General features: G+C 42.4%; 11 protein-coding genes. 6 read left to right on the forward strand and 5 right to left on the reverse strand.

Annotation, left to right across the window (positions count from 1 at the left end):
• Window positions 1-97: 97 nt before the first annotated feature.
• The 4 genes from nagB to BACFIN_RS13450 all read right to left on the reverse strand — a co-directional run bounded on the left by nagB (window position 98) and on the right by BACFIN_RS13450 (window position 5,070).
• Window positions 98-907, reverse strand: a complete 810-nt coding sequence (gene nagB / locus BACFIN_RS13465) for a glucosamine-6-phosphate deaminase (protein ID WP_007751131.1) — start codon at window positions 905-907, stop codon at window positions 98-100.
• A 50-nt stretch (window positions 908-957) separates the two neighbouring features.
• Window positions 958-2,154: an FprA family A-type flavoprotein gene (locus tag BACFIN_RS13460; protein ID WP_007751132.1), complete on the reverse strand. Its 1,197-nt coding sequence runs from the start codon at window positions 2,152-2,154 to the stop codon at window positions 958-960.
• A 10-nt stretch (window positions 2,155-2,164) separates the two neighbouring features.
• Window positions 2,165-3,136, reverse strand: a complete 972-nt coding sequence (locus BACFIN_RS13455; protein ID WP_007751133.1) for a TIGR01212 family radical SAM protein — start codon at window positions 3,134-3,136, stop codon at window positions 2,165-2,167.
• A 365-nt stretch (window positions 3,137-3,501) separates the two neighbouring features.
• Entirely contained in the window at window positions 3,502-5,070 is a 1,569-nt protein-coding gene (locus BACFIN_RS13450; protein WP_373692031.1) for a pectate lyase, read from the reverse strand.
• A 261-nt stretch (window positions 5,071-5,331) separates the two neighbouring features.
• Between BACFIN_RS13450 and BACFIN_RS13445 the strand changes: the two genes are divergently transcribed.
• From BACFIN_RS13445 to BACFIN_RS13420, 6 genes are read left to right on the forward strand one after another with little or no spacing between them, the layout of a single operon-like run.
• On the forward strand, window positions 5,332-8,589 hold the full coding sequence (locus BACFIN_RS13445) for a SusC/RagA family TonB-linked outer membrane protein (protein ID WP_032839399.1): 3,258 nt from the start codon (window positions 5,332-5,334) through the stop codon (window positions 8,587-8,589).
• 24 nt (window positions 8,590-8,613) lie between these two features.
• Complete coding sequence (locus tag BACFIN_RS13440) at window positions 8,614-10,575, forward strand: RagB/SusD family nutrient uptake outer membrane protein (RefSeq protein ID WP_007751139.1); 1,962 nt, start codon at window positions 8,614-8,616, stop codon at window positions 10,573-10,575.
• Window positions 10,576-10,595: 20 nt separating this feature from the next.
• Window positions 10,596-12,431, forward strand: a complete 1,836-nt coding sequence (locus tag BACFIN_RS13435) for a DUF5123 domain-containing protein (RefSeq protein WP_007751142.1) — start codon at window positions 10,596-10,598, stop codon at window positions 12,429-12,431.
• Window positions 12,432-12,448: 17 nt separating this feature from the next.
• Window positions 12,449-14,122 (forward strand): pectinesterase family protein, encoded by a 1,674-nt coding sequence (locus tag BACFIN_RS13430; RefSeq protein WP_032839400.1) that lies wholly within the window; start codon window positions 12,449-12,451, stop codon window positions 14,120-14,122.
• A gap of 23 nt (window positions 14,123-14,145) precedes the next feature.
• Window positions 14,146-15,753 (forward strand): polysaccharide lyase domain-containing protein, encoded by a 1,608-nt coding sequence (locus BACFIN_RS13425; protein WP_007751146.1) that lies wholly within the window; start codon window positions 14,146-14,148, stop codon window positions 15,751-15,753.
• 49 nt (window positions 15,754-15,802) lie between these two features.
• Window positions 15,803-17,242: a hypothetical protein gene (locus tag BACFIN_RS13420; protein WP_007751147.1), complete on the forward strand. Its 1,440-nt coding sequence runs from the start codon at window positions 15,803-15,805 to the stop codon at window positions 17,240-17,242.
• 127 nt (window positions 17,243-17,369) lie between these two features.
• On the opposite strand, the gene BACFIN_RS13415 is transcribed toward BACFIN_RS13420, so the two are convergent.
• Window positions 17,370-21,941: a hybrid sensor histidine kinase/response regulator transcription factor gene (locus BACFIN_RS13415; protein WP_007751148.1), complete on the reverse strand. Its 4,572-nt coding sequence runs from the start codon at window positions 21,939-21,941 to the stop codon at window positions 17,370-17,372.
• Window positions 21,942-21,957 lie beyond the last annotated feature (16 nt).

Raw genomic sequence — 21,957 nt, forward strand, 5'->3', positions numbered from 1 at the left:
TATAATTGTTCATACTCTGATTGTTCATATAGAAAACGGGCTGCATCAACGTTGAATTGATTGCAGCCCGTTTTTATAGAGTATATTCCACTTCTTACTAAATCAAAGACTCTGGATCCAGATGAGCGGATTCAATGTCTTTAAAGTAACGATAGGTACCTACTTTCAGTTCTACCGTAGCAGCATCGTCACAAACGATGATACCCTTTTCGTGCATCTGCAGAGCACTGATAGTCCACATCTGAGTGATAGCGCCTTCTACCGCATGATACAAAGCACGTGCCTTGTTATGACCATTAACGATAATCATCACTTCCTTTGCAGAAAGCACAGTACCGACTCCCACTGTCAATGAGGTCTTAGGCACTTTATTGATATCATTGTCAAAGAAACGGGAGTTAGCGATAATTGTATCCATTGTCAATGTTTTCTGACGAGTGCGTGAAGTCAGTGAGGATCCCGGTTCGTTGAAAGCAATATGCCCGTCAGGGCCGATACCACCCATAAACAGGTCTATGCCACCGTATGATTTAATTTTCTCTTCATAACGTGCACATTCCGCATCCAAATCAGGAGCGTTACCGTTCAAAATATTTGTATTCTCCGGCTTAATGTCAATATGGCTGAAGAAGTTATTCCACATAAAAGAATAGTAGCTTTCCGGATGTTCCTTCGGTAAACCTACATACTCATCCATATTGAACGTTACGACATTCTGGAAAGAAACAATACCCTTCTTATTCAGGTCGATCAAAGCCTTATACATTCCAAGTGGGGAAGAACCGGTAGGACATCCTAATACAAATGGTTTTTCAGGAGTTGGGTTAGCAGCTTTTATTTTTGCAGCAACATAATGTGCAGCCCACTGAGATACAGACTGATAGTCCGGTTGAATAATTAATCTCATAAGTCGATTGTTTTATAGGTTAGTTAATAAATAATATCTCATTCACTGTTTTATCGGTCTTTCTTCAAGCGGTCCGCCATTGCTCGTGCCAGATTTTCGCACTGAGTATAAGTGATATCCCTCATCGCCTGCTTCATCTCCACAGGATCGCCCACTAACTCGAATTTGCTCTTTTCCGCAAATTCAGCCAGACGTTTCACAGCAGCACCTGCCCATGTAAAGGAACCGAAGTAACCTAAATAGCGACCTTTCACCTCACGCAACAGAATCTTTGAAAGCAACGCATCTACTTCGGGGAATAACTGATTGCTGTAAGTAGGCGAACCGATGATTAATCCTTTATAACGGAAAATATCTGCTATGATATAAGAAGGATGGCTCTTCGTCACATTGTGCATGACTATATTTTTGATTCCTTGTGCCGAAAGCTCTGCAGCGATAGCCTCAGCCATTTGTTCCGTATTTCCATACATACTTCCGTACACAATCACCACACCTTCATCCGCATCATAACGGCTCAGTCTGTCATAGATACCAATCACTTTGGCAATATTCTCTGTCCATACGGGTCCGTGAGTAGAGCAGATAGCAGAAATAGGAAGTCCGCCCAGTTTTTGCAAAGCCTTTTGTACAGGGCTTCCATATTTACCTACAATATTTGAATAATAACGTACCATTTCTCCCCAATATCTGTCTACATTCATGCCAGTATCCAGAAAACCGCCATCCAATGTACCAAAGCAGCCGAATCCGTCACCGGAGAAAAGAATTCCTTCCGTTTCATCAAAGGTCATCATCGTTTCAGGCCAATGCACCATCGGAGTCATATAAAATCGCAGTTTGTGATGTCCTAAAGCTAAGAAATCCCCATCCTTCACCAGATACTGTTCGCCAGTCACTCCGTAGAAGCCTTCAATCATACCAAAGGTCTGCTTATTACCCACAATAATAATTTCCGGGTAATGTTGCTTTATCAATCGGATAGAGCCGGAATGATCCGGTTCCATGTGATTTATAATCAAATAATTGATGGGACGTTCGCCAATCACCTGCTTTATTTTACGCAAGTAGACTTCAAAATAACAGATATCTACCGTATCCACCAATGCCACCATTTCATCATCAATCAGATAAGAGTTATATGAAACTCCATAGGGCAATGGCCACATCGCTTCAAACCGGTGTTTGTTACGGTCATTTACTCCCACATAGTGGACATTTCCTTTAATTCTTGTTTTATGTTCCATTCTTCAGTTATTAAGTGGTAAACTTATCATCTGCAAAAATAATCCTTTTTTCCGAATCCTTATACTTCTTGCCTTGATAAGCATCTCTTTCTTTCATTCTTTTTTGTAAACGTGCCACAAATTCATAATTTTTCAATCCCCAATCCGGTGCTATTAATAATTCTTTAGGAGATTGAGAAACAAAACGTTCCACCACCATATCAGGTCGGAGGTGTTCTATATAATCGATTACCAGATCAATATATTCGTCCACTTCCGTAAACAGATGGAAATCGTCCGGAACTTCAGCATACTCATGCGCCATTCGAGTACCCCGAATTAACTGTAACTGATGAATTTTAAGGGTAGATAGAGGCAATCGGGAAAGGATTCCGGCTTGCTCCACCATCGTTTCATGCGTTTCTCCCGGAAGTCCAAGAATAATATGCCCACCTGTCAAAATACCACAGGCAGCCGTTCGTTCTACAGCCTCCACTGTTTCCGCATACGTATGCCCACGGTTGATACGTTGCAAAGTTTTATCACAAGTACTTTCTATACCATATTCTACCATGAGGAAAGCATGTTTATTCAGTTCTTCCAGATAATGCAACAGTCCTTCCGGCATACAATCCGGCCGGGTTCCAATCACTAGCCCTACAACACCGTCAACCTTTAAAGCTTCTTCATATTTGCGTTTTAGCCCCTCCAACTCCGCATACGTATTTGTGTATGCTTGAAAATAGGCTAAATACTTCATCTCCGGATATTTGTGTGCAAAAAAGTATTTTCCTTCCTGCAACTGAGTAGTAATGGACTTCTCCGTCCGACAGTAATCGGGATTAAAAGTTTGATTGTTACAATATGTACAGCCTCCCCACCCTTTCGTTCCATCCCGGTTAGGACACGTAAACCCAGCATTTAATGATATCTTTTGTACTTTATAAGAAAAGTATTTCCTCAAAAACGTTGGAAAGTCATTATATAATATAGGTGTGGACATATTTACTCCCTTCTTTTAGTATTTAATCGGCAAACATAAGAAAAATCAGTGAGTTACAGAAAGTTAGTGCAAAATATCTTCAATATATTAAATATTTCATAATTACCATAAGATAAATTAATAAATATTGCGATTCAAAAAATTATTTAATTAGTTTTGCCATGATTTTAGGCATTGACGGGAGGATACTTGTGAAAGTCTTGTGCAATTTATTCCCCAATTATGATTTCATCTCACCATACCCCATGCAACTCTCGTCAATAAAATTATCCTCTCTATATTCCAAATAAGAATATGGAGAGGATTTTTAATTCATCAATAGAAAACAAATGGCAAAGGAACAAAGAATAGAAAGAAGAAAATTACTAATCTGCATTTTGGTCTTGAACGATACCGTGCACCAAACTATTCATGTACATTTCCAAATTAGTATATTTGCCATTTACATCAATCATTTTCTTATTTCCATCCGAGCTATCATTGGGATCTAAGCCATACTCTATTTCCCATTCATCCGGTATACCATCACCATCAGAGTCTATCACACAACGTTTAGTATCCAATGATAATTCCGGCCATGAATTACTTCCTAATTCTATTATATCGTTCGGTGTATTGATATACCCATCTAAATTGCCGGAAGCAGTGTAAGATGCCCCCCGATTTTTCACATCCTTTATAACCAGATTATCGACTTTATCCCTATAATCACAACACCCAACATATTTCATTACTTTATTATAAGCAACTTCTGCCGTATGGGTAGTCACTGTCCCGTAATCCAATGGCTTAGATAATTTCAACCCAGCTTGAGCAGCCCTTGTCCACATATTATCCACTTTGTCATCATTCGTTTGTTGGGCATACACTCCATTCGTCCAATTATCTACAGTCACTCCACTATTACCCTCCATCACATTTCCATCAATGTAAAAGGTTCCCCATTTTTGTGCATACGGTGCAAAAGAAGGGTTCTTCTGAACATATTCCTGTGTATAGATTCCTATTTTAGCAATACGATACTGTACTTTAGAAGAAGCCTTGTCCGTAGCAGGTCCTGGTTTATAATAATTATTCACGAGATTGACATGTTGGTCTTCCCCTCCATAGCAACCTTCACCTGCCCAATTATAAAAAACGTTATTACGAATATCCACACATTCTGTCAGAGCTAACGTAGTAGGACGAGGTCCCAAACGTGGGACACGGCTCTCGCAATGTGCAATCATATTATGATGATAGGAAGCATAATGACCACCCCAGTTTCCTCCAAACCCATGCGGTTTATCTTTCGAAGGAGTATCACGTAACGCCTGAGCAGCCAAACACCATTGCACTGTCGAGTTTTCCATTCCATATACAGATAGGCATTCATCCGTGCACCAACTGATAGAACAATGGTCTACTATAATATTCTTTTTATCCATCCCACCTAATCCATCCGAGTCTAAATTTACATTTCCAGGACGAAAACGCATAAAACGAATAATTACATTATTAGAATTGATTACAAAGTCATAATCAGCAATGCAAATACCACCTGGAGAAGTTTGTCCAGCTATTGTCAAATTATCATTTGTTGTTTTTAACTGAGCTTTTAGTTTAATTGTACCTGCCACATCAAAAACGATTGTCCTTGCTCCTTTTTGAGTAAGCGCCCAACGGAAAGAACCTTTTTGAGGATTAGTAGGATTATCCTCCAATGTAGTAACATGATACACACTCCCTCCTCGCCCCCCTGTAGTACTTCGTCCATGTCCTTCTGCACCGGGGAAAGCTAATAATTGTCCATAATCCAACTTCTTTATTGCAGTAGGAATATTCTCTCCTTGATTACCAAATTCATCATGAGACTCCGTGTTTTCATTAGAACAAGCCCAAACGCCACAAAGAGGTAGAATGGTAATACATAAAAAATAAAAATACTTTTTCATCATTCAAATTACATATTATTAGATTAATGTTTTCTTTCAGACGGCACAAAGGTAAAAGAGTAATGGAAAGAAGATGTTGAAATATTGTTTTTTCTAGAGATACTACTCTCAAAGTACTAAATAACAAAAAATACGAAGCGAAAAACAAATATTACACATAGCTATATTTACATTCATATACTTTTGTAGCGATAAATAAACACAGAAAAAGAAAGTGATACAGCTAAATCAAATTAATAACTATTTATAAACATGCAAAGAATGTCTAACAAAGTGGAAAACATGCGTACCTTGCTGTTAATGCTATTTGCAGCAATATCGCTCAGCGTATCTGCACAAACAATTACTGTAAAAGGTAATGTGAAAGATACCAGTGGAGAGCCTGTTATTGGCGCTTCCGTTGTTGAAAAAGGTAATACGACCAACGGTACGATTACAGATCTGGATGGCAACTTTTCCATCAAGATTGATGGGAAGAAAACATTGGTTATTTCATACATAGGTATGAAAACTCAAGAAATTGCAATTCAAGGTAAAAAAGTAATTAACGTACAGATGACCGATGATTCTAAAGCATTGGATGAAGTAGTCGTAATCGGTTATGGAACAGTTAACAAAAGAGATTTAACAGGATCGGTAGCTTCTGTCAATTCCAAGGACCTGGCAGTTGTTCCGGTATCCAGTGCCACCGAAGCCCTTACTGGAAAACTTGCAGGGGTAAGTATTACAACAACCGAAGGAGCTCCTGATGCAGACGTAAAAATTCGTGTTCGCGGTGGTGGTTCTTTATCCCAAGATAATTCACCTTTATATATTGTAGACGGTTTTCCGGTTTCAAGTATCAGTGACATTGCCCCATCCGAAATACAAAGTATTGATGTTTTAAAAGATGCATCATCCACTGCTATTTATGGTGCCCGTGGTGCAAACGGTGTTATTATCATTACTACAAAAAGTGGCAAAGAAGGGAAAGTACAAGTTGATTTCGGTGCCTCCTATGGTTTCAAAAAGGTTACTAAACTCAATAAAGTTATGAGCCCATACGACTATGTGGCTTATCAATATGAAACCGGAAGAACGGAAGAATACGGTCTTTTTGAAGATATGGATATTTGGAAAACAATGGAAGGTACTGATTATCAGGATGAGATATTCGGACGTACCGGCAACCAAGCCCAATATAACCTGAATGTCAGTGGCGGCAGCAAGCAATTAAAATATAACATCAGCTATGCTCACAATGACGAAAAGAGTATAATGTTAGGGTCAGGTTTCAATAAAGACAATGTGAATGCTAAGATCAATTCAGAATTAAACAAGTGGCTTTCTTTAGATTTCAACGTACGTATGAGCTACAGTACACTAGATGGTCTGAGTGGAGGTGCTGACACGAACGAATCAAATGCGGCTAATTCCATTGTAGCCAATGCCACCCGTTTCCGCCCGGTCAATCCAATGGCGTATGACGCAAGTGATGATGAAGCAAATAATGCCTATACCACAAAGAATCCATTAGAACGCCTATTAGGAGTATATAAGAAAAAGACTACTTTCAATCAGAATTATAATGCAGGCGTCAACTGGAAACCATTCAAAAACTTCACATTCCGTTCTGAATTCGGTTACGGATGGAAGTATGAAGATACTGATCAGGTTTGGAATGCCGATGGTGCACAAAATTCAAAGTTAGGCTATAACGGACAACCGCAAGCTGTATTCACTAGAGTTACTACTAAAAACTGGCGTAATGCAAATACATTGACATACGATAACAAAAAGCTGTTTGGAGGACGTGATAGAATCAATGTACTTTTAGGACACGAAGTAAGTAGTAACGAAAAAAAGACATTGGAGAATACTTCTGTCGCATTTCCTACCAGCATGAGCATTGAAGAAGTTTTGTCTACTGCCGGTGCAGGAACAGCATTACCCAATCAAACAACACTTGCTGCCAAAGAAAATCTGCTTTCTTTTTTCGGTCGAGCCAACTATACATTAATGGACAAATACCTTCTCACCGTAACCGTTCGTGCAGATGGTTCCAGTAAATTCGCCAAAGGCAATCAATGGGGAGTATTCCCATCAGCTGCATTGGCATGGCGTATATCTGATGAACAATTCATGCAAAACACGCGCAATTGGCTTTCTAGTCTGAAATTACGTTTAAGCTATGGTACTGCAGGTAATAACCGTATCAATTCAGGACTGACATATACAGCATATTCACTGTCAAGCAATACTGCCCGTGCTCCTTTCTTCAATGGTGATCGCACCAGCATGATGGAATTGGGCAGTTATCTATACAATCCGAAATTAAAATGGGAAACAACCGTCACAAGAAACTTTGGTATCGACTACGGATTCTGGAATAATCGTTTATCCGGTTCTATTGACCTTTATTGGAATACAACCAACGACTTGCTCATGAAAACGGAAATACCGGCTAATGCCGGCTATAACTACCAATACCAAAATTTCGGAAGTACCTCCAATAAAGGTGTAGAACTATCTATGAATGCGATCATTGCTGACAAGAAGAAGTTTGGACTGAATTTTAATTTCAATATTTCCTACAACCGTAACAGGATTGAGAAACTAAATACGGACAATCCGTGGCAAAGTAGCGGTTGGGGCGGAAGTACCATCGCAAAATATGAGGATTTCCGTGTAGAAGAAGGCGGACGACTTGGAGAAATTTGGGGATACAAAACCAACGGGTTCTATACAGCCTATGACCCTGTAACAAATCCGGAAGGCGAACTAATCCTAAACGGAACAAACTGGGTATTGAAGGACGGTCTGAAAGACAATAGCGTAAACATTACAGGCGGAAGTTATTTCCCCGGAGGATTAAAAGTAGAATGTGATGAGAATGGAGAACCGATCAAACAAAAGCTAGGTAACACAGTAGCTCCGGTTTATGGTGGTTTTGGCTTCAATGGTCGCGCCGGTAACTTTGATTTCACTCTCTTCTTCAATTTCTCTATTGGAAATAAGATTGTTAATGCCACCAAACTAGCTACCTCATTCTTTGCCGGAACTTCATACGGTTACAACCTGAATGAAGACTTCTGTTCTGGAAAACGCTACACTTGGATTGATCCGACAACCGGCTATAATTTAGGCAAATCTATAAGTTCAGACGCACTTGCTTACTATGGTGGTGAAGCAGGAATCATATCACGTTTGAATCAAATCAATGCAAATGCCAGCATTTACAATCCGGTAGCCGTCACTCAAATGCAGTTGACAGACTATGCTGTTGAAAATACCTCTTTTTTACGTGTGAACAACATTACCATCGGTTATTCACTTCCTAAGTCATGGATTCGCAAATGTTATATGCAAAACGTACGAATCTACGTAACCGGGTATAATCTTTTCTGCCTGACTAACTACTCCGGTACCGATCCGGAAGTTGATACCAGCAGCAAACGAAATCCGATGACTCCAGGTATTGACTATGCTGCTTATCCGAAAAGCCGTTCATTTGTCGGTGGTATTAACGTAACATTCTAATTCTAACACAAAGGAGATTATTTTATGAAAAAGATAGCAAAGATATTATTTCTGTCCGCCAGCCTTTTCTGTACTACGGCTTGTTCGGACTTCCTAGACCAGACAGCACCATCCGAACAACCCGGAGAAAATGTATTTGAATCTACTTTCTTCACAGAACTGGCAGTCAATAAGCTTTATGGACTTATGACACAAGATGCCACATACTCTCGTGACATACCTATCGTTCTGAGTACAAATTCAGATTGTGAACTGGTTGATGGTCTAGGAACTGATGCCAACAATACAACTCACGAACGTGGTGCAATGAATTACAATGTAAGTCCGGGATGGTCAAAACTGTCCAATGTATGGGATGCTATGTATTCAATTATTGAAAATGCAAATCTGATTGTTGAAGGAATTAATAAGAGCCCCTTATTAACGTCAGGTGACAGTGACCAACGGGCGATGGAACGTTTCAAAGGTGAAGCGTTGACAATACGTGCTATGGTCTACTTTGACTTAATCCGCCTTTTTGGCGATATACCTTATAAAAGCGAGTCTTCCAACCCGGATTTGGGCAATGTTTACTTAGGGAAAAGTGATCGGGATGTTATCATGGATGAGCTGATTAAAGATTTGGAAACAGCAATTACCCTATTACCATGGGCAGGAGAAGTTTCTGCATACACTACAGAACGGGTGACTAAAGGATATGCCCATTCCTTATTGGCAAATATCGCTTTGTCAAGAGCCGGATGGAGTATTCGTGAAGAACAGAAGAACGGCTATGTTACCGCAGACAAAAACTCGGATCCGGTCTATCCTACCCAACGTTGCGATGACGCTACCCGCACCAAGATGTATGAATTGGCACTGAAACATCTGGCAACTGTCATAGATAATGGCACCCACCAGTTAAATCCATCATTCGCCAATGAATGGTATTTGATCAACCAACGCCAATTGGATGAAACTTATCGTGAAAACATCTTCGAAATACCGATGGGATTAGGAGTCAGTGGCGAACTAGGCTACACAGTCGGCGTACGAATGAACGGTTTTAGTACTTTATACGGTGAACAAGGAAACTCCTCCGGTAAACTTAAGATGACAGCTCCATACTTCTGGTCTTTCCAGGATGGCGACCAACGTCGTGACATTACTTGCTGTAACCTGCAATTAAAAACAGAGAACAATGTTCTAAAAGAAAAAATGCTCGGTAATACACCATTCGCCATTTACTGTGGAAAATGGGACATTCGCCAAATGAATGAAGAATGGCGTCAAGTTGCCATCGCTACAGGTAAAGCCAAATGGATGTCCGGTATTAACTGCGTCCGGATGCGTTATTCCCAAGTATTATTAATGTATGCCGAAACCCTAAACGAATTGGCCAGTGGTCCTGACGGAACTTACAACGGAGCCTCCACCCGTATTAGTACCGCTAGAAAAGCATTGGAATTGGTACATACACGTGCATTTGCAGATGCAAACAAATCTGAAGCCGAAAATTATATTGCTGCTATCAATGGAAAGGAAGACTTTTTTGAAGCAATTGTAGACGAGAATGCTTGGGAATTGGCTGGAGAAGGTTTCCGCAAATATGACCTGATTCGCTGGAATTTATTGATTGATAAAATCAAACAGTTTAAAAGCGATTATGAAAGCCAACTGTTTTCTAGTAAGAACTCATATCCGGAAAAAATTTATTTCAACTATTCCAATGACGACAAGACGAGCATAGACATCAGCAGCGTCACTTGGCATGGTATTCCTAGTGGAAAAAGTAGCAGCGATTATGATGACAACAACAATTTTTGGGGAAAGGAACGGACAGATACCAAAGGACAAGCTCAGTTGACAGTCAATTTACCTTCCATTTCCAGTGGACTAGTAGGAGATAATGTAGCAGTTATCAACCGTTACTTACTGCCAATCGCATCTACTACGATCTCCGCTTCTAACGGAATGTTACATAATTCATACGGATTTTCAGACTAATACCTAATCAATAAGTAATCATGAAAAAATTAACACATATTATAAAAACAGGAGCCTTCGCACTCCTCACTTCCCTAAGTGTTGCCGCTTGCATAGACGGTAACGACTGGGAAACCATTAGTGGTAACCGACTGTTCGGTACTACAAGCTTCTCTGTGGAACCGGCTGCAATAACAGCTGAAGCTAAATGGGACGCAACCCCCAATACCGAATATTACATCATCGAAGCAAGCAGGGAACAAATGGATGATAATATGCCAATGGGCAGTGCTTCAGGTAGTATCGTATACGGTGAAGACCAATCAATCAAAAAATCGCCTTATACCCTGACCGGTCTGTTAGGTGAAACGACCTATTATCTACGCATCAAATCCGTAGCAAGTGGAAAAGAATCCCGTTGGATATATTTGGAAGACGGAACATTCGAAACTTCGAAAGAAGAAATATTAGGTATCATTCCAAGCGAAAACATTACGGAAGAAACCATTTTAATTACTTGGGAAGCCGGTCTGGAAGTAACGCATTTCATCATCAAAGCAGGAATAGATGCTCCTATAACAAAAGAAATAACTTCGGAAGAAGTCGCTGCCGGACAGAAACTGATTGAAGGATTACTGCCGGGAACAGAATATACATTCTCCATCTATAATGGAGAAATTAAGCGTGGCGAAACTACAGCGATGACAGTAATGCCCGAAATGGTAGATTTCACAAGTGTTACGCCTACCAAAACATCTGTCAGCCTTGTTTGGGATCCCGAAGCTATCCAAACCGGTTCCACGACAGTTTCTCATTATGCATGGTGCGGAGGAGACAGAACACCAAGCGTCAGTGATCATTATACTGCATTAACAGCTGAACAAATCAGTCAAGGACAATTGAATTTTGATGGACTTGAGCCTAGCACAACTTATACAGTAGCTTTAATGAGAGGAACGTACGTTCGTGCACTGACCACCTTTACAACAGCAAAAGGCATTCCTAGTGGATATACCCTTGTTTCAGTTACTGATATCACCACATGGAATGAGGCTATTAGCAAAACCGGAAAGGTGGCTGTCCTTATACCGGAAAACACAGACCTTGATTTAACCGGAATAACTCCCGAAATTCCACAATCTATTACTTCACTATTGATATGGGGAGCTGATATAGAGGGTAATCCCACTAATACCAAACCGAGTATCAAGACTAAAGGATTCAATTTCAACGGAACATTAGGCACTGTAGAATTCTACAATTTACATTTATATTCCAATGGTTCTGCTGGAAACTATATAGTCGATCAGAAAAAAGCCGATAACAATATCACTAATTTTTCTATAGAGTCATGTGTCATTGATGAAGCTCGTGGATTATTCCGTATTAGAAATACCGGAGTTTGGCAATCTATCACAATAAAAGATTGCGATTTAAACGGAATAGGAAGTTATGGACTTTTCGCATTAGAGGGAGGTACTATACAAACAATCTCCTTAAATAATTCCACCTTATATAATCCAACCAAAATTATAAAAGCCAATCAAACTACTGGTATAACCCTCAATATTGATTATTGTACAATATACGGAGCTAGCTATGTATTAATTGACGGTCAATCTGGTAGTATTAATATAAATGCAAGAAATATCCTTGTCGGAGGTTTGACCACAAACAAAGTATTCGAAAAAGGAGCAACCATCGTTACAGAAGAGAATATATTTACAACATCTGAAAGTAGCTACGAAAGCGGAAAATCATGGGGTGAAATGTTGACTATACCAGCAACCGATCTTTTTGAGAATCCCGCGAACGGTGACTTCACCGTAAAAATAGACACCTATAAAACTTACGGTGACCAACGTTGGAATAAATAACAATAAAAAGACAACTTATGAATACAAAATATATTTATAAAATAAGCAATTACCTATTCATTTGTATGCTGGCATTAGCTGTTTTCGCATGCAAAGACGATGATAATTCAGAAGACACGAGCGCATTGACGCTCGTATCTTCCAACATTACAGAAGGTGCCACACTGGAAAGTAACAGTGGCTATGTAGAACTGACTTTCAACAAGAAAGTTCGCCAAGCCCCCAATACATCCATCACATTCAATGATGCCGATATACGAATTATCATTCTTAATAATGTGGTGCGCTATAAATACAGCACATCAGACAATACAGACTGTACCTTTAAAATACCTTCCGGAGCATTGCTCGATTATAGCGGAAACCCGTATCAGGGACTGACTCTGAATTTCAAGATCATGGAAGAAGCGATCACCCCAAAACTGTTCGACGTTATAGTCGATCCTAATGGAAAAGGTGACTATACCAGTATTCAGGATGCCATTGATGCTGTTCCAAGCAACCGTACGGAACCTTATCTTATTTTTGTTGCGAATGGGACTTATGAAGAATTCATCAATGTTCCCAAAATCAAGCCTTTCATACATTTGATCGGACAGGACAAAGAAAAGACAATCATCGCACGTAAGTTAACCAGTGCCAGCAATGCTACCGGTGACGGCGGAGAAGAAGCATGGCAGTATTCGTGGAGAAACGAGGCTAACCAAAGCCAAAGATTCCAAGAAGCTGTAACTATGATCTATGCTACCGATTTTTATGCAGAAAATATATCTTTTGTGAATACATGGGGAACAGAAAAACTGATCGGTCCTATGGCGGAAGCAATGTACACAGCCAATGACAGAATTGCTTTCTACAATTGTAAATTCAGATCTTTCCAAGATACATGGCAAACCAAAGTACAGTCTTCATCTGAGAATGGTATCAATGCCAGACATTATGCCAGTGATTGCTGGATAGAAGGCGCCGTTGACTATTTCTATGGAAACGGAAACGTATTGATAGAAAACACGACCTTATACAATGTACGCTACGGAAGTGTTATAACTGCCGCTAATCATACTACCGGCACAAATTGGGGATATGTATTCAACAATTGCACAGTTGACGGTATCAACAAAGTAGATCCTGACAAATATGGAACAGAAAGCCTCGACTATCAACCGAGTAAAGGAACTGCTCAAACATTAGGAAGACCCTGGCAGAACAATCCTATCACTGTATTTCTAAACACCAAACTGAAATTCGACATTGATCCTGCCGGATGGAGAGATATGGGCGCCGTACCTGCTTTGTATGCTGAATACAACACGACGGACAAAAAAGGAAAGGCGGTAGATATGAGTCAGCGAAAGACTAAATACACTATCAATGGTACATCATATAATTATGAAGGTAAAACCGAATTAAGTTACTCCGAATACATTAAATATACTTACGAGAACATTGTAAACGGTTCAGACGGCTGGAATCCCAAGAAGTTTATGGAACAATTGGAAACCCCGGAAAATGTATCACTCAACGGAACGACCTTAAGTTGGGACGCCCGTTACAAAGCAATCTGTTACCTGATCTTCAAGGCAGACGGAAGTTTTGAAGGACAAACGACTGACACTTCTTTTACCGTAAGTGATGCAGATGCAACCTACACCGTAAAAGCCGCCAACAAATACGGAACTCTTAGTGAATAAACAATCAATAAAATATTAAAGTTATGCACAAGTTATTATTCGGAGCATTTCTTTCCGGTTTACTAATTTCATTCGCAGCCTGTTCGGAAGACGAAGCGAAACTCACCAACAGTTATCAGTATTTTCCCGGAAATTCAGATAAGACAGAAGAACCTAATGATGAAGAGTTAATAGACTATCCAACACCTGACCGTACCAAAATAGCAGCCTTTCCCGGAGCATTCGGGGCTGGCCGCTACACAACAGGAGGTGCGGGAGGCAAAGTCTACACAGTAACGTCACTTGCAGACAATGGTGCAGTAGGAACTCTGCGCTGGGCACTCAACCAATCTGAAACTCGCACTATTGTATTTGCAGTCAGTGGAATCATCGACCTGCAACAAAACCTGACTATACAAAAAGGAAATGTAACCATCGCCGGACAAACAGCCCCCGGTGACGGTATCTGCCTGAAAAGATATCCGGTTATTCTAGAGGCTGACAATGTTATCATACGTTTCATGCGTTTCCGTCTAGGAGACGAGCAAATCAATAACGAAGAAACCAAAGACGCGGATGCCATTTTCGGCAGGAATCAAAAGAACATCATCATAGACCACTGTTCTATGAGCTGGTGCACAGACGAATGCGCTTCTTTTTATGGTAACACTAATTTCACAATGCAGTGGTGTCTCATTGCCGAAAGTCTTGCCAACAGCATACATCCGAAAGGGGCTCACGGTTACGGTGGCATTTGGGGTGGTTCTCCCGCCACTTTCCACCACAACCTATTAGCTCACCACGTCAGTCGTACTCCCCGTCTATGCGGAAGTCGTTATAGCAACTCGCCCGACAATGAAAAGGTAGACGTACGCAATAACGTATTTTACAATTGGGGAGCAGGCAACGGAGGCTATGCCGGAGAAGGAGGAAATTACAACTTCGTCAACAATTATTATAAGCCGGGTGCTGCTACCAACACGAAGAAAATTGTCATTAACCGTATTGTCGCTCCAGGTCCCGATGATGGAACTAACAACCAGGCAAAAGGCGTATGGGGAGTATTTCATCTGAAAGGAAACTATTTTGACGATACGTCAGCCGCTCTTGACCAAAGCAACAAATCACTTATTGCAGAAGTCAACAATGACAATTGGGTAGGTTTTCAGCCAAACCAGAAAATCAGTGTCAACGGTGTGGACGAAACCATTCCTTATCCAAACAATGATGAAAATGCATTAAAATCACAAACGGAATTTGTTATTTCAAATGATGTCAGTACCTTTACACAATCAGCGCAAGAGGCTTACGCAGATGTATTAAAGTATGCCGGAGCTTCTTATAAACGTGACGCTGTAGATACGCGTATCATACAAGAGACACAGGAAGGGAGCTACACATACCCAGGAAGCAATGGAGGCAAATTCGGAATCATCGATTCACAACAGGATGTAGGCGGATGGCCTACTTACCAATCAGAAAGTGCTCCACTAGATACTGACGGCGATGGTATTCCTGACAGCTGGGAGACAGCAAACAAGCTCAATCCCAATGATACATCCGACGGCGTAAAATACCAATTGAGTGCTGAATACACAAATTTGGAGGTATACATAAACGACCTAGTCAAGAACTTATATCCGATAAAATAAAAATCATATTATGAACAAAGTATTATTAGGAACACTCTGCATATTATTCATGCTTCCCCTTGCTGCAAGTGCTGCAATAATAGGGGAAAATTGTCCTAGTCCCATCGACCGCTCCAAAGTCCCCGCCTTTCCCGGAGCCGATGGAGCCGGTAAATACACCACAGGCGGTGCCGGTGGCGCAGTCTACACCGTCACCTCCTTAGCCGACGACGGTTCAAAGGGAACACTCCGCTGGGCTATCAATCAAAAAGGTCCGCGTACCATTGTTTTCGCGGTCAGCGGGATCATTGAACTCCAGAAATCATTGAAAGTGAATAACGGAGACCTGACTATTGCCGGTCAGACAGCACCGGGCGATGGTATATGTCTGAAGAACTATACATTCTCCATCCAAGCGGACAACGTGATTGTCCGTTTTATCCGTTCGCGTATGGGAGTTGACATCAAGCAAAAAGGTGACGATGCCATGAACGGAACAAAAGCGCATCAGAATATCATCATCGACCACTGCTCCATGAGTTGGAGCACGGACGAATGCGCCACATTCTATGACAACCGTAACTTCACCCTCCAATGGTGTATCATCAGCGAAAGCCTTGCCAACTCCATCCATGAAAAAGGAGCACACGGCTACGGAGGTATATGGGGCGGTCAAGGAGCTTCTTTCCACCACAATCTGCTAGCACACCACACCAACCGCACACCGCGTCTCTGCGGAAGCCGTTATACCGGCAAGCCGGAAGAAGAAAAGGTAGACCTGTTCAATAACGTAATATACAATTACGGCAGTGACGGAGCATACGCAGGAGAAGGCGGTTCGTACAATTTCATCAACAACTACTACAAGCCGGGACCTTTCAGTGCCACCAAAGGTTCTTACAAACGCCTGTTCACCGCATACGCCGATGACGGAAAGAACAATAATAAAGCCGGAGTTCACGGAGTGTTCTATTTTGACGGCAACTATATGGATCCTACCTGTTCCAGCCTGACAGACAAACAAAAGGAAGCTCTCTACAAAGTGAACCGGGACAATGCTTACGGATTGGTTATCAAAAAGGAATTCGCACCCGAAGACGAGGTTCTCTCTTCCAAAATATTTGATATAGCCGAACGCGCCTCATTGCAACCTGCCAAGAAAGCGTACAAGGATGTTCTCGAATTTGCCGGAGCTTCTTATCGCCGCGACGCGGTAGACCAACGCATCGTGGAAGAAACAAAGAAAGGGAAGTATACTTACGAAGGTTCTCATGGCAGCACCAACGGAATGATCGACCAACCGAAAGATGTAGGCGGATGGCCAGAATATAAAACAACCACCGCACCTGCCGACACAGACGGTGACGGTATGCCTGACGAATGGGAGAAAAAGAACGGATTGAATCCGAATGATCCTGCTGACGGGACGGTTTATGGACTTAGCAAAGAATACACCAATCTGGAAGTCTACATGAACAGCCTGGTCAATCACTTGTTTCCTCAAAAGTAAATTCCGCGATACCACAATCGGATAAAACGCAGGATTAACGCGGATTTTCGCAGATCAGACTCCAGATTAAGAGTTTATCTTTGCGAAAATCCGCGTTAATTCACGTTAATCCGCATTTAAACAAATCCTATTTTCCCTGTTTCTTATCCCTATATTCAGTCGGTGTCATCCCCACTTGCGCTTTGAAACACTTGCTGAAATATCGCGGATCATTAATACCCACCATATACGAAATCTGCGTCATATTAAACTCACCCGTCTCTATCAACTGCACGGCACGCTTCATACGCATCTCCTTTATAAACTCAATAGGCGCCAGTCCCGTCAAGGTCTTCAGTTTCTTAAAGAATACCGAACGGCTGACTGCCAGTTCACTGACCAGATCATCGACAACCAATTCTCCGTTATCCATATTCTTTTCCATCAGTTCGACCAACTTATCCATAAACTTACGATCGTTGGGAGACATCACCGGAACCTCCGACACCTGTCCGTCCACATCGTTCTTTTGTGCTTCGGAGGTACCCCCGACAACCGTTTCGGACGTTGTGGATACACCGGACAAACTACCGTTCGAGTCCGCAACCGGTATATTCAGCAAATTCTCCCGATAGAAACTCTGCAACTTCTTTCGCTGCGACAGCAAGTTCTCCACACGCGCCTGCAAATAAGTCGCACTGAAAGGCTTCGTTATGTAATCATCCGCGCCATATTCCAACCCCTCCAATTTACTCTCGATCGTAGTCTTGGCCGTCAACAAGATAATTGGTATATGGCTGGTCGTCATATCCGCCCGGAGTTCACGCGTCATCTCGATACCATCCTTCTCCGGCATCATGACATCGCTGATAATAATATCCGGTACATACTTCAACGCCTTGCTCCATCCTTCCATACCATCAGCAGCCTCCACCACCCGATAATTTGAAGCGAATATGCTACGCAAAAATACCCGCAACTCTTGATTATCCTCCACTAATAACATCAGTTCCTTAGCGTTTCCCTCTTCCGTTTCCTGTTCTTCTTCCACAGAAGAAGCGGTCCCCACCTCCTCTGCGTCCGCAACCAACCTTTCGGACTGAATGGAGGAATTGGCCAAATCCACCACCTGTCCCATTTCCATCGGAGCGCCGGTATCTTCGAGGATAAACTCAACCTCTTTACCGTAATGTCCTTTCCCTTTCAGGAAATCCACTTTAAAACAACTGCCCTCTCCCAAACGGCTGTCAACACTGATAGTAGCCTGATGCATCTCTACGAGTTCCTTCACCAGCGAGAGCCCGATACCTGTGCTCGCCTGATTGAAAAGATTCTTATCCACCAGATTCTCAAAACGGACAAACAGCGATTTCTTCTTATTCTCGGCTATACCGATACCTTGATCCTGCACACCGATGGAAACGACTTCTTCATCCTCGCGGATAAAAATCGTAATCATCTTCCCGTTCGGCGTATATTTAAAAGCATTGGAAAGCAAGTTAAACACAATTTTTTCCAGCTTATCCGCATCCACCCAAAGATAAAGATGTTCCTTTTCCGTCTCAAACAAGAAATCAATCCGGTGCTCTTCGGCGACAGCCTCGAAGTTATCCATCACCTTACGGACGAACGGCACGACATCCACACGCTGCACCTGCATCTTCATCTTCTTGTTCTGAATCTTGCGGAAGTCCAATATCTGATTGACGAGACGAAGCATCCGACTGGTGTTCCTTTCTACCACCACCAACTGCTCCCGTGCGTCGGCCGGCAATTTATCATTCTTCAGCACCTGCTCCACCGGTCCGGCTATCAACGTAAGCGGCGTACGCAATTCGTGGGAAATATTCGTAAAGAAGCGCAACTTAATATCCGAGATCTGCTGCTCTACCGACACCTCATGCTTCAACCGATAAATCGTGAACAGGATATAAACAGCCACGAGGATAATAATCAAAACAAAAAGTACATACATCACATACGCCACAGGGGTCTCCCAAAACGAAGGAAGAATCACTATATCCAACGCACGCTCGTTCTCCACCCACACCCCGTCGCTGTTGGTAGAACGGACACGGAGCACATATTTCCCTTTCGGAAGGTTCGTATAAGTCACACTCCGCTGCTTGTCGGCAAACGTCCACTGCTTTTCAAAACCATCCAGAATATATGAATACTGCACATTCTGCGGATTGGTGTAGTCCAATGCCGCAAAATGAATGGAAAAAATATTCTCGTCATGCGAAAGCACCAACTGGTCTGTATCATCAATATCCACTTTCAGCAACGAGCCGTTTCTGGGGACGACGTTCTCATTGGCTACCGTCAACTTGGAGAATACGATAGACGGAACATAGCTGCTTTTGTGGATAGAATCCGGATTGAAAATAAAGACACCGCCACTGGCACCGAAAAGCATACTCCCTTTGGCAGTCAGCGTAGAGGCCGCCTCACTGAAACGCACCGGAAAAGTAATGCTGCGTTCATCAAAACTCTCGAAGCGTTCTTCCGACGGACTGAACTTGCAAAGCCCGTTCTCAGTACTGATCCATAGATTCCGTTTATGGTCCTCGCGGATGGAAAGCAAAATATCCGAAGAAAGCCCATCCTGCACCGAATAGGACTCGAATTTAGCATGACCGTCTTTGTCGATAGATACCAGCTTGTTGAGACCGCCGCCAAATGTTCCCAGATAAAGTTCCTTATTTTGAGTAGGGATAATCCAATGCACGTCATTGTTGCTCAAACTTTGCGTGTCGTTCGGCACACGGGAGAAATGATGGAACTCCACCTCTTCCGGTTTTTCAAAGTTCTCGTCGAAAGCGATAGCCCCCGTAGTAGTTCCCACCCACAGGCGACCGTTATTGTCGGAAGTAATAAAGCGAGCCTTATAGCAAGGGTCGATAGGATAACCTTTCAGATTATTACGATGATTGATAAACAAAGTCTTCCGGTCCTTGTCCTCCGTGATATAATTGATACCTCCGCCCAAAGTAGCTAGCCAAATACGCCCGTGATGGTCTTCGTACACACAATACACGTTATTATCACTCAAACTGTACATATCATCCTCCTGATGAAGATAGCGGGTCAGCCTGTAGGACATACCGTCCGGAGAGGTGGACTCGGCACGGATCAGTCCGTCACCTTTCGTCGCAATCCAAATGATACCTTTTGAATCCTGAATGACGAAATAAGCGGTTCCCCTCATCGGAGTACCAGTGGTAGAGACAGTACCGTTCTCCGTCAGATAACCTTTGTACGTTCTGCGGACATCATACAGGCGGAGCATACCGTCTTTCACTCCTACCCACAGGTTACCCAACTTATCTTCGCACAAAGCACGCACCTCGTTATGCAGAGATTCATGCTCGTGCAATACAGGAATCATCATCGAAAAGGGAACATTGCGATACGTCACCTTTTCCAATCCTTTGGAGTGCGTACAAAGCCATAGATTGCCTTGTTTATCAGAAAAAGCCGAATGAATCTTATTGGAGAAACGCCAGTCGTGACTGCCCAATTCATTATAGAAAGGAACCAGACGCCCTTTTTGCCGGTCGAAGAAAGAGAAACCGCCACCGTATGGATGCACCCAAAGGAAACCGTTCACGTCCTCAAAAATGTGGAAAGCCGGACGCGAACGTTCGGGATTACTGTATTCAATCAGAATCTGTTCACGGGTGACTACTCCTGTTGCCGGGTTGAAATGAGCCACGACACCCGGTTCTTCCTGTTCAAACCAGACTTCAGAAGAACGGTCTACGTAGGCCGAAAGAATCGGACGGTCGGGCAACGCTTTGCAAGTCAGAGAAGAATAATGTACGGCAGCTTTCGTCTTCAGATGATAGGTAAAGAAACCATCCGAGTCCGTTGTGACCACCGTCTGCTCCGGAGCTACTTCGTGAATGGAGGTGATGCGGCTCTTCGTAGGCAGTTCAAACAATGTAAAGTCGCCACCTTCTTTCCGATAAGACCAGATGCGTCCATGATCGGAAGCGAAACGGATGTGTCCGTCATTCTCCTGCGCCGCATAAAAAGCCTGGTTCATGCCACCGTTCTTTCCTTTTGTCTCCGTAAAGTAGGAAACAGGTTCCCGCGTGCCCGGACGAATCAAGCCCAATCCGTTATCCGTCAACAGCCAATCGTTTCCCGCTTTATCCTGATAGACTTTAAAAACATGGAAAGAAGGGAACAATTCCGACTTGCCGGAGTAAATATCCCATGTCAGGCGGTTATTTTCTTCGGGATGGGTCAGGATACGGATCGCTCCGTCATTGTCGGTCAGCAACCAGACAGTCCCGTTCGGCATTACTTCAATGGTATGTACATTGAACGTACTTCCCTCTTCTCCCGCAGCGGGCACTTGCTCGAAAGTCTCCGTTCTGGGATCGAAGCGATGGACACGGTTGTCGTATGTCAGCAGCCAGAGGAAACCATAACAATCTTCATACATATGGTCTACCCTGTTATTGGTCAGACTGATGTAATCTCCCTGACGTGCCTTATAGGTCTTGAAAGTGTAGCCGTCAAAACGGTTGATACCATCCCAAGTAGCAAACCACAAATTGTCTTTATGGTCCTGAAGGATGTTCATGACTGTGTTCTGCGACAATCCGTCCTCTGTAGAATAGTGGGTAAAGAAGCAATGTTGCTGTGTATGTGCCGTGAATACGACAGCCAACAATAGAATTACGGAAATTAAGGTTTTCTTTATCATATATCACTCGATTCTG

The sequence above is a fragment of the Bacteroides finegoldii DSM 17565 genome, assembly GCF_000156195.1.
Lineage (GTDB): Bacteria > Bacteroidota > Bacteroidia > Bacteroidales > Bacteroidaceae > Bacteroides > Bacteroides finegoldii.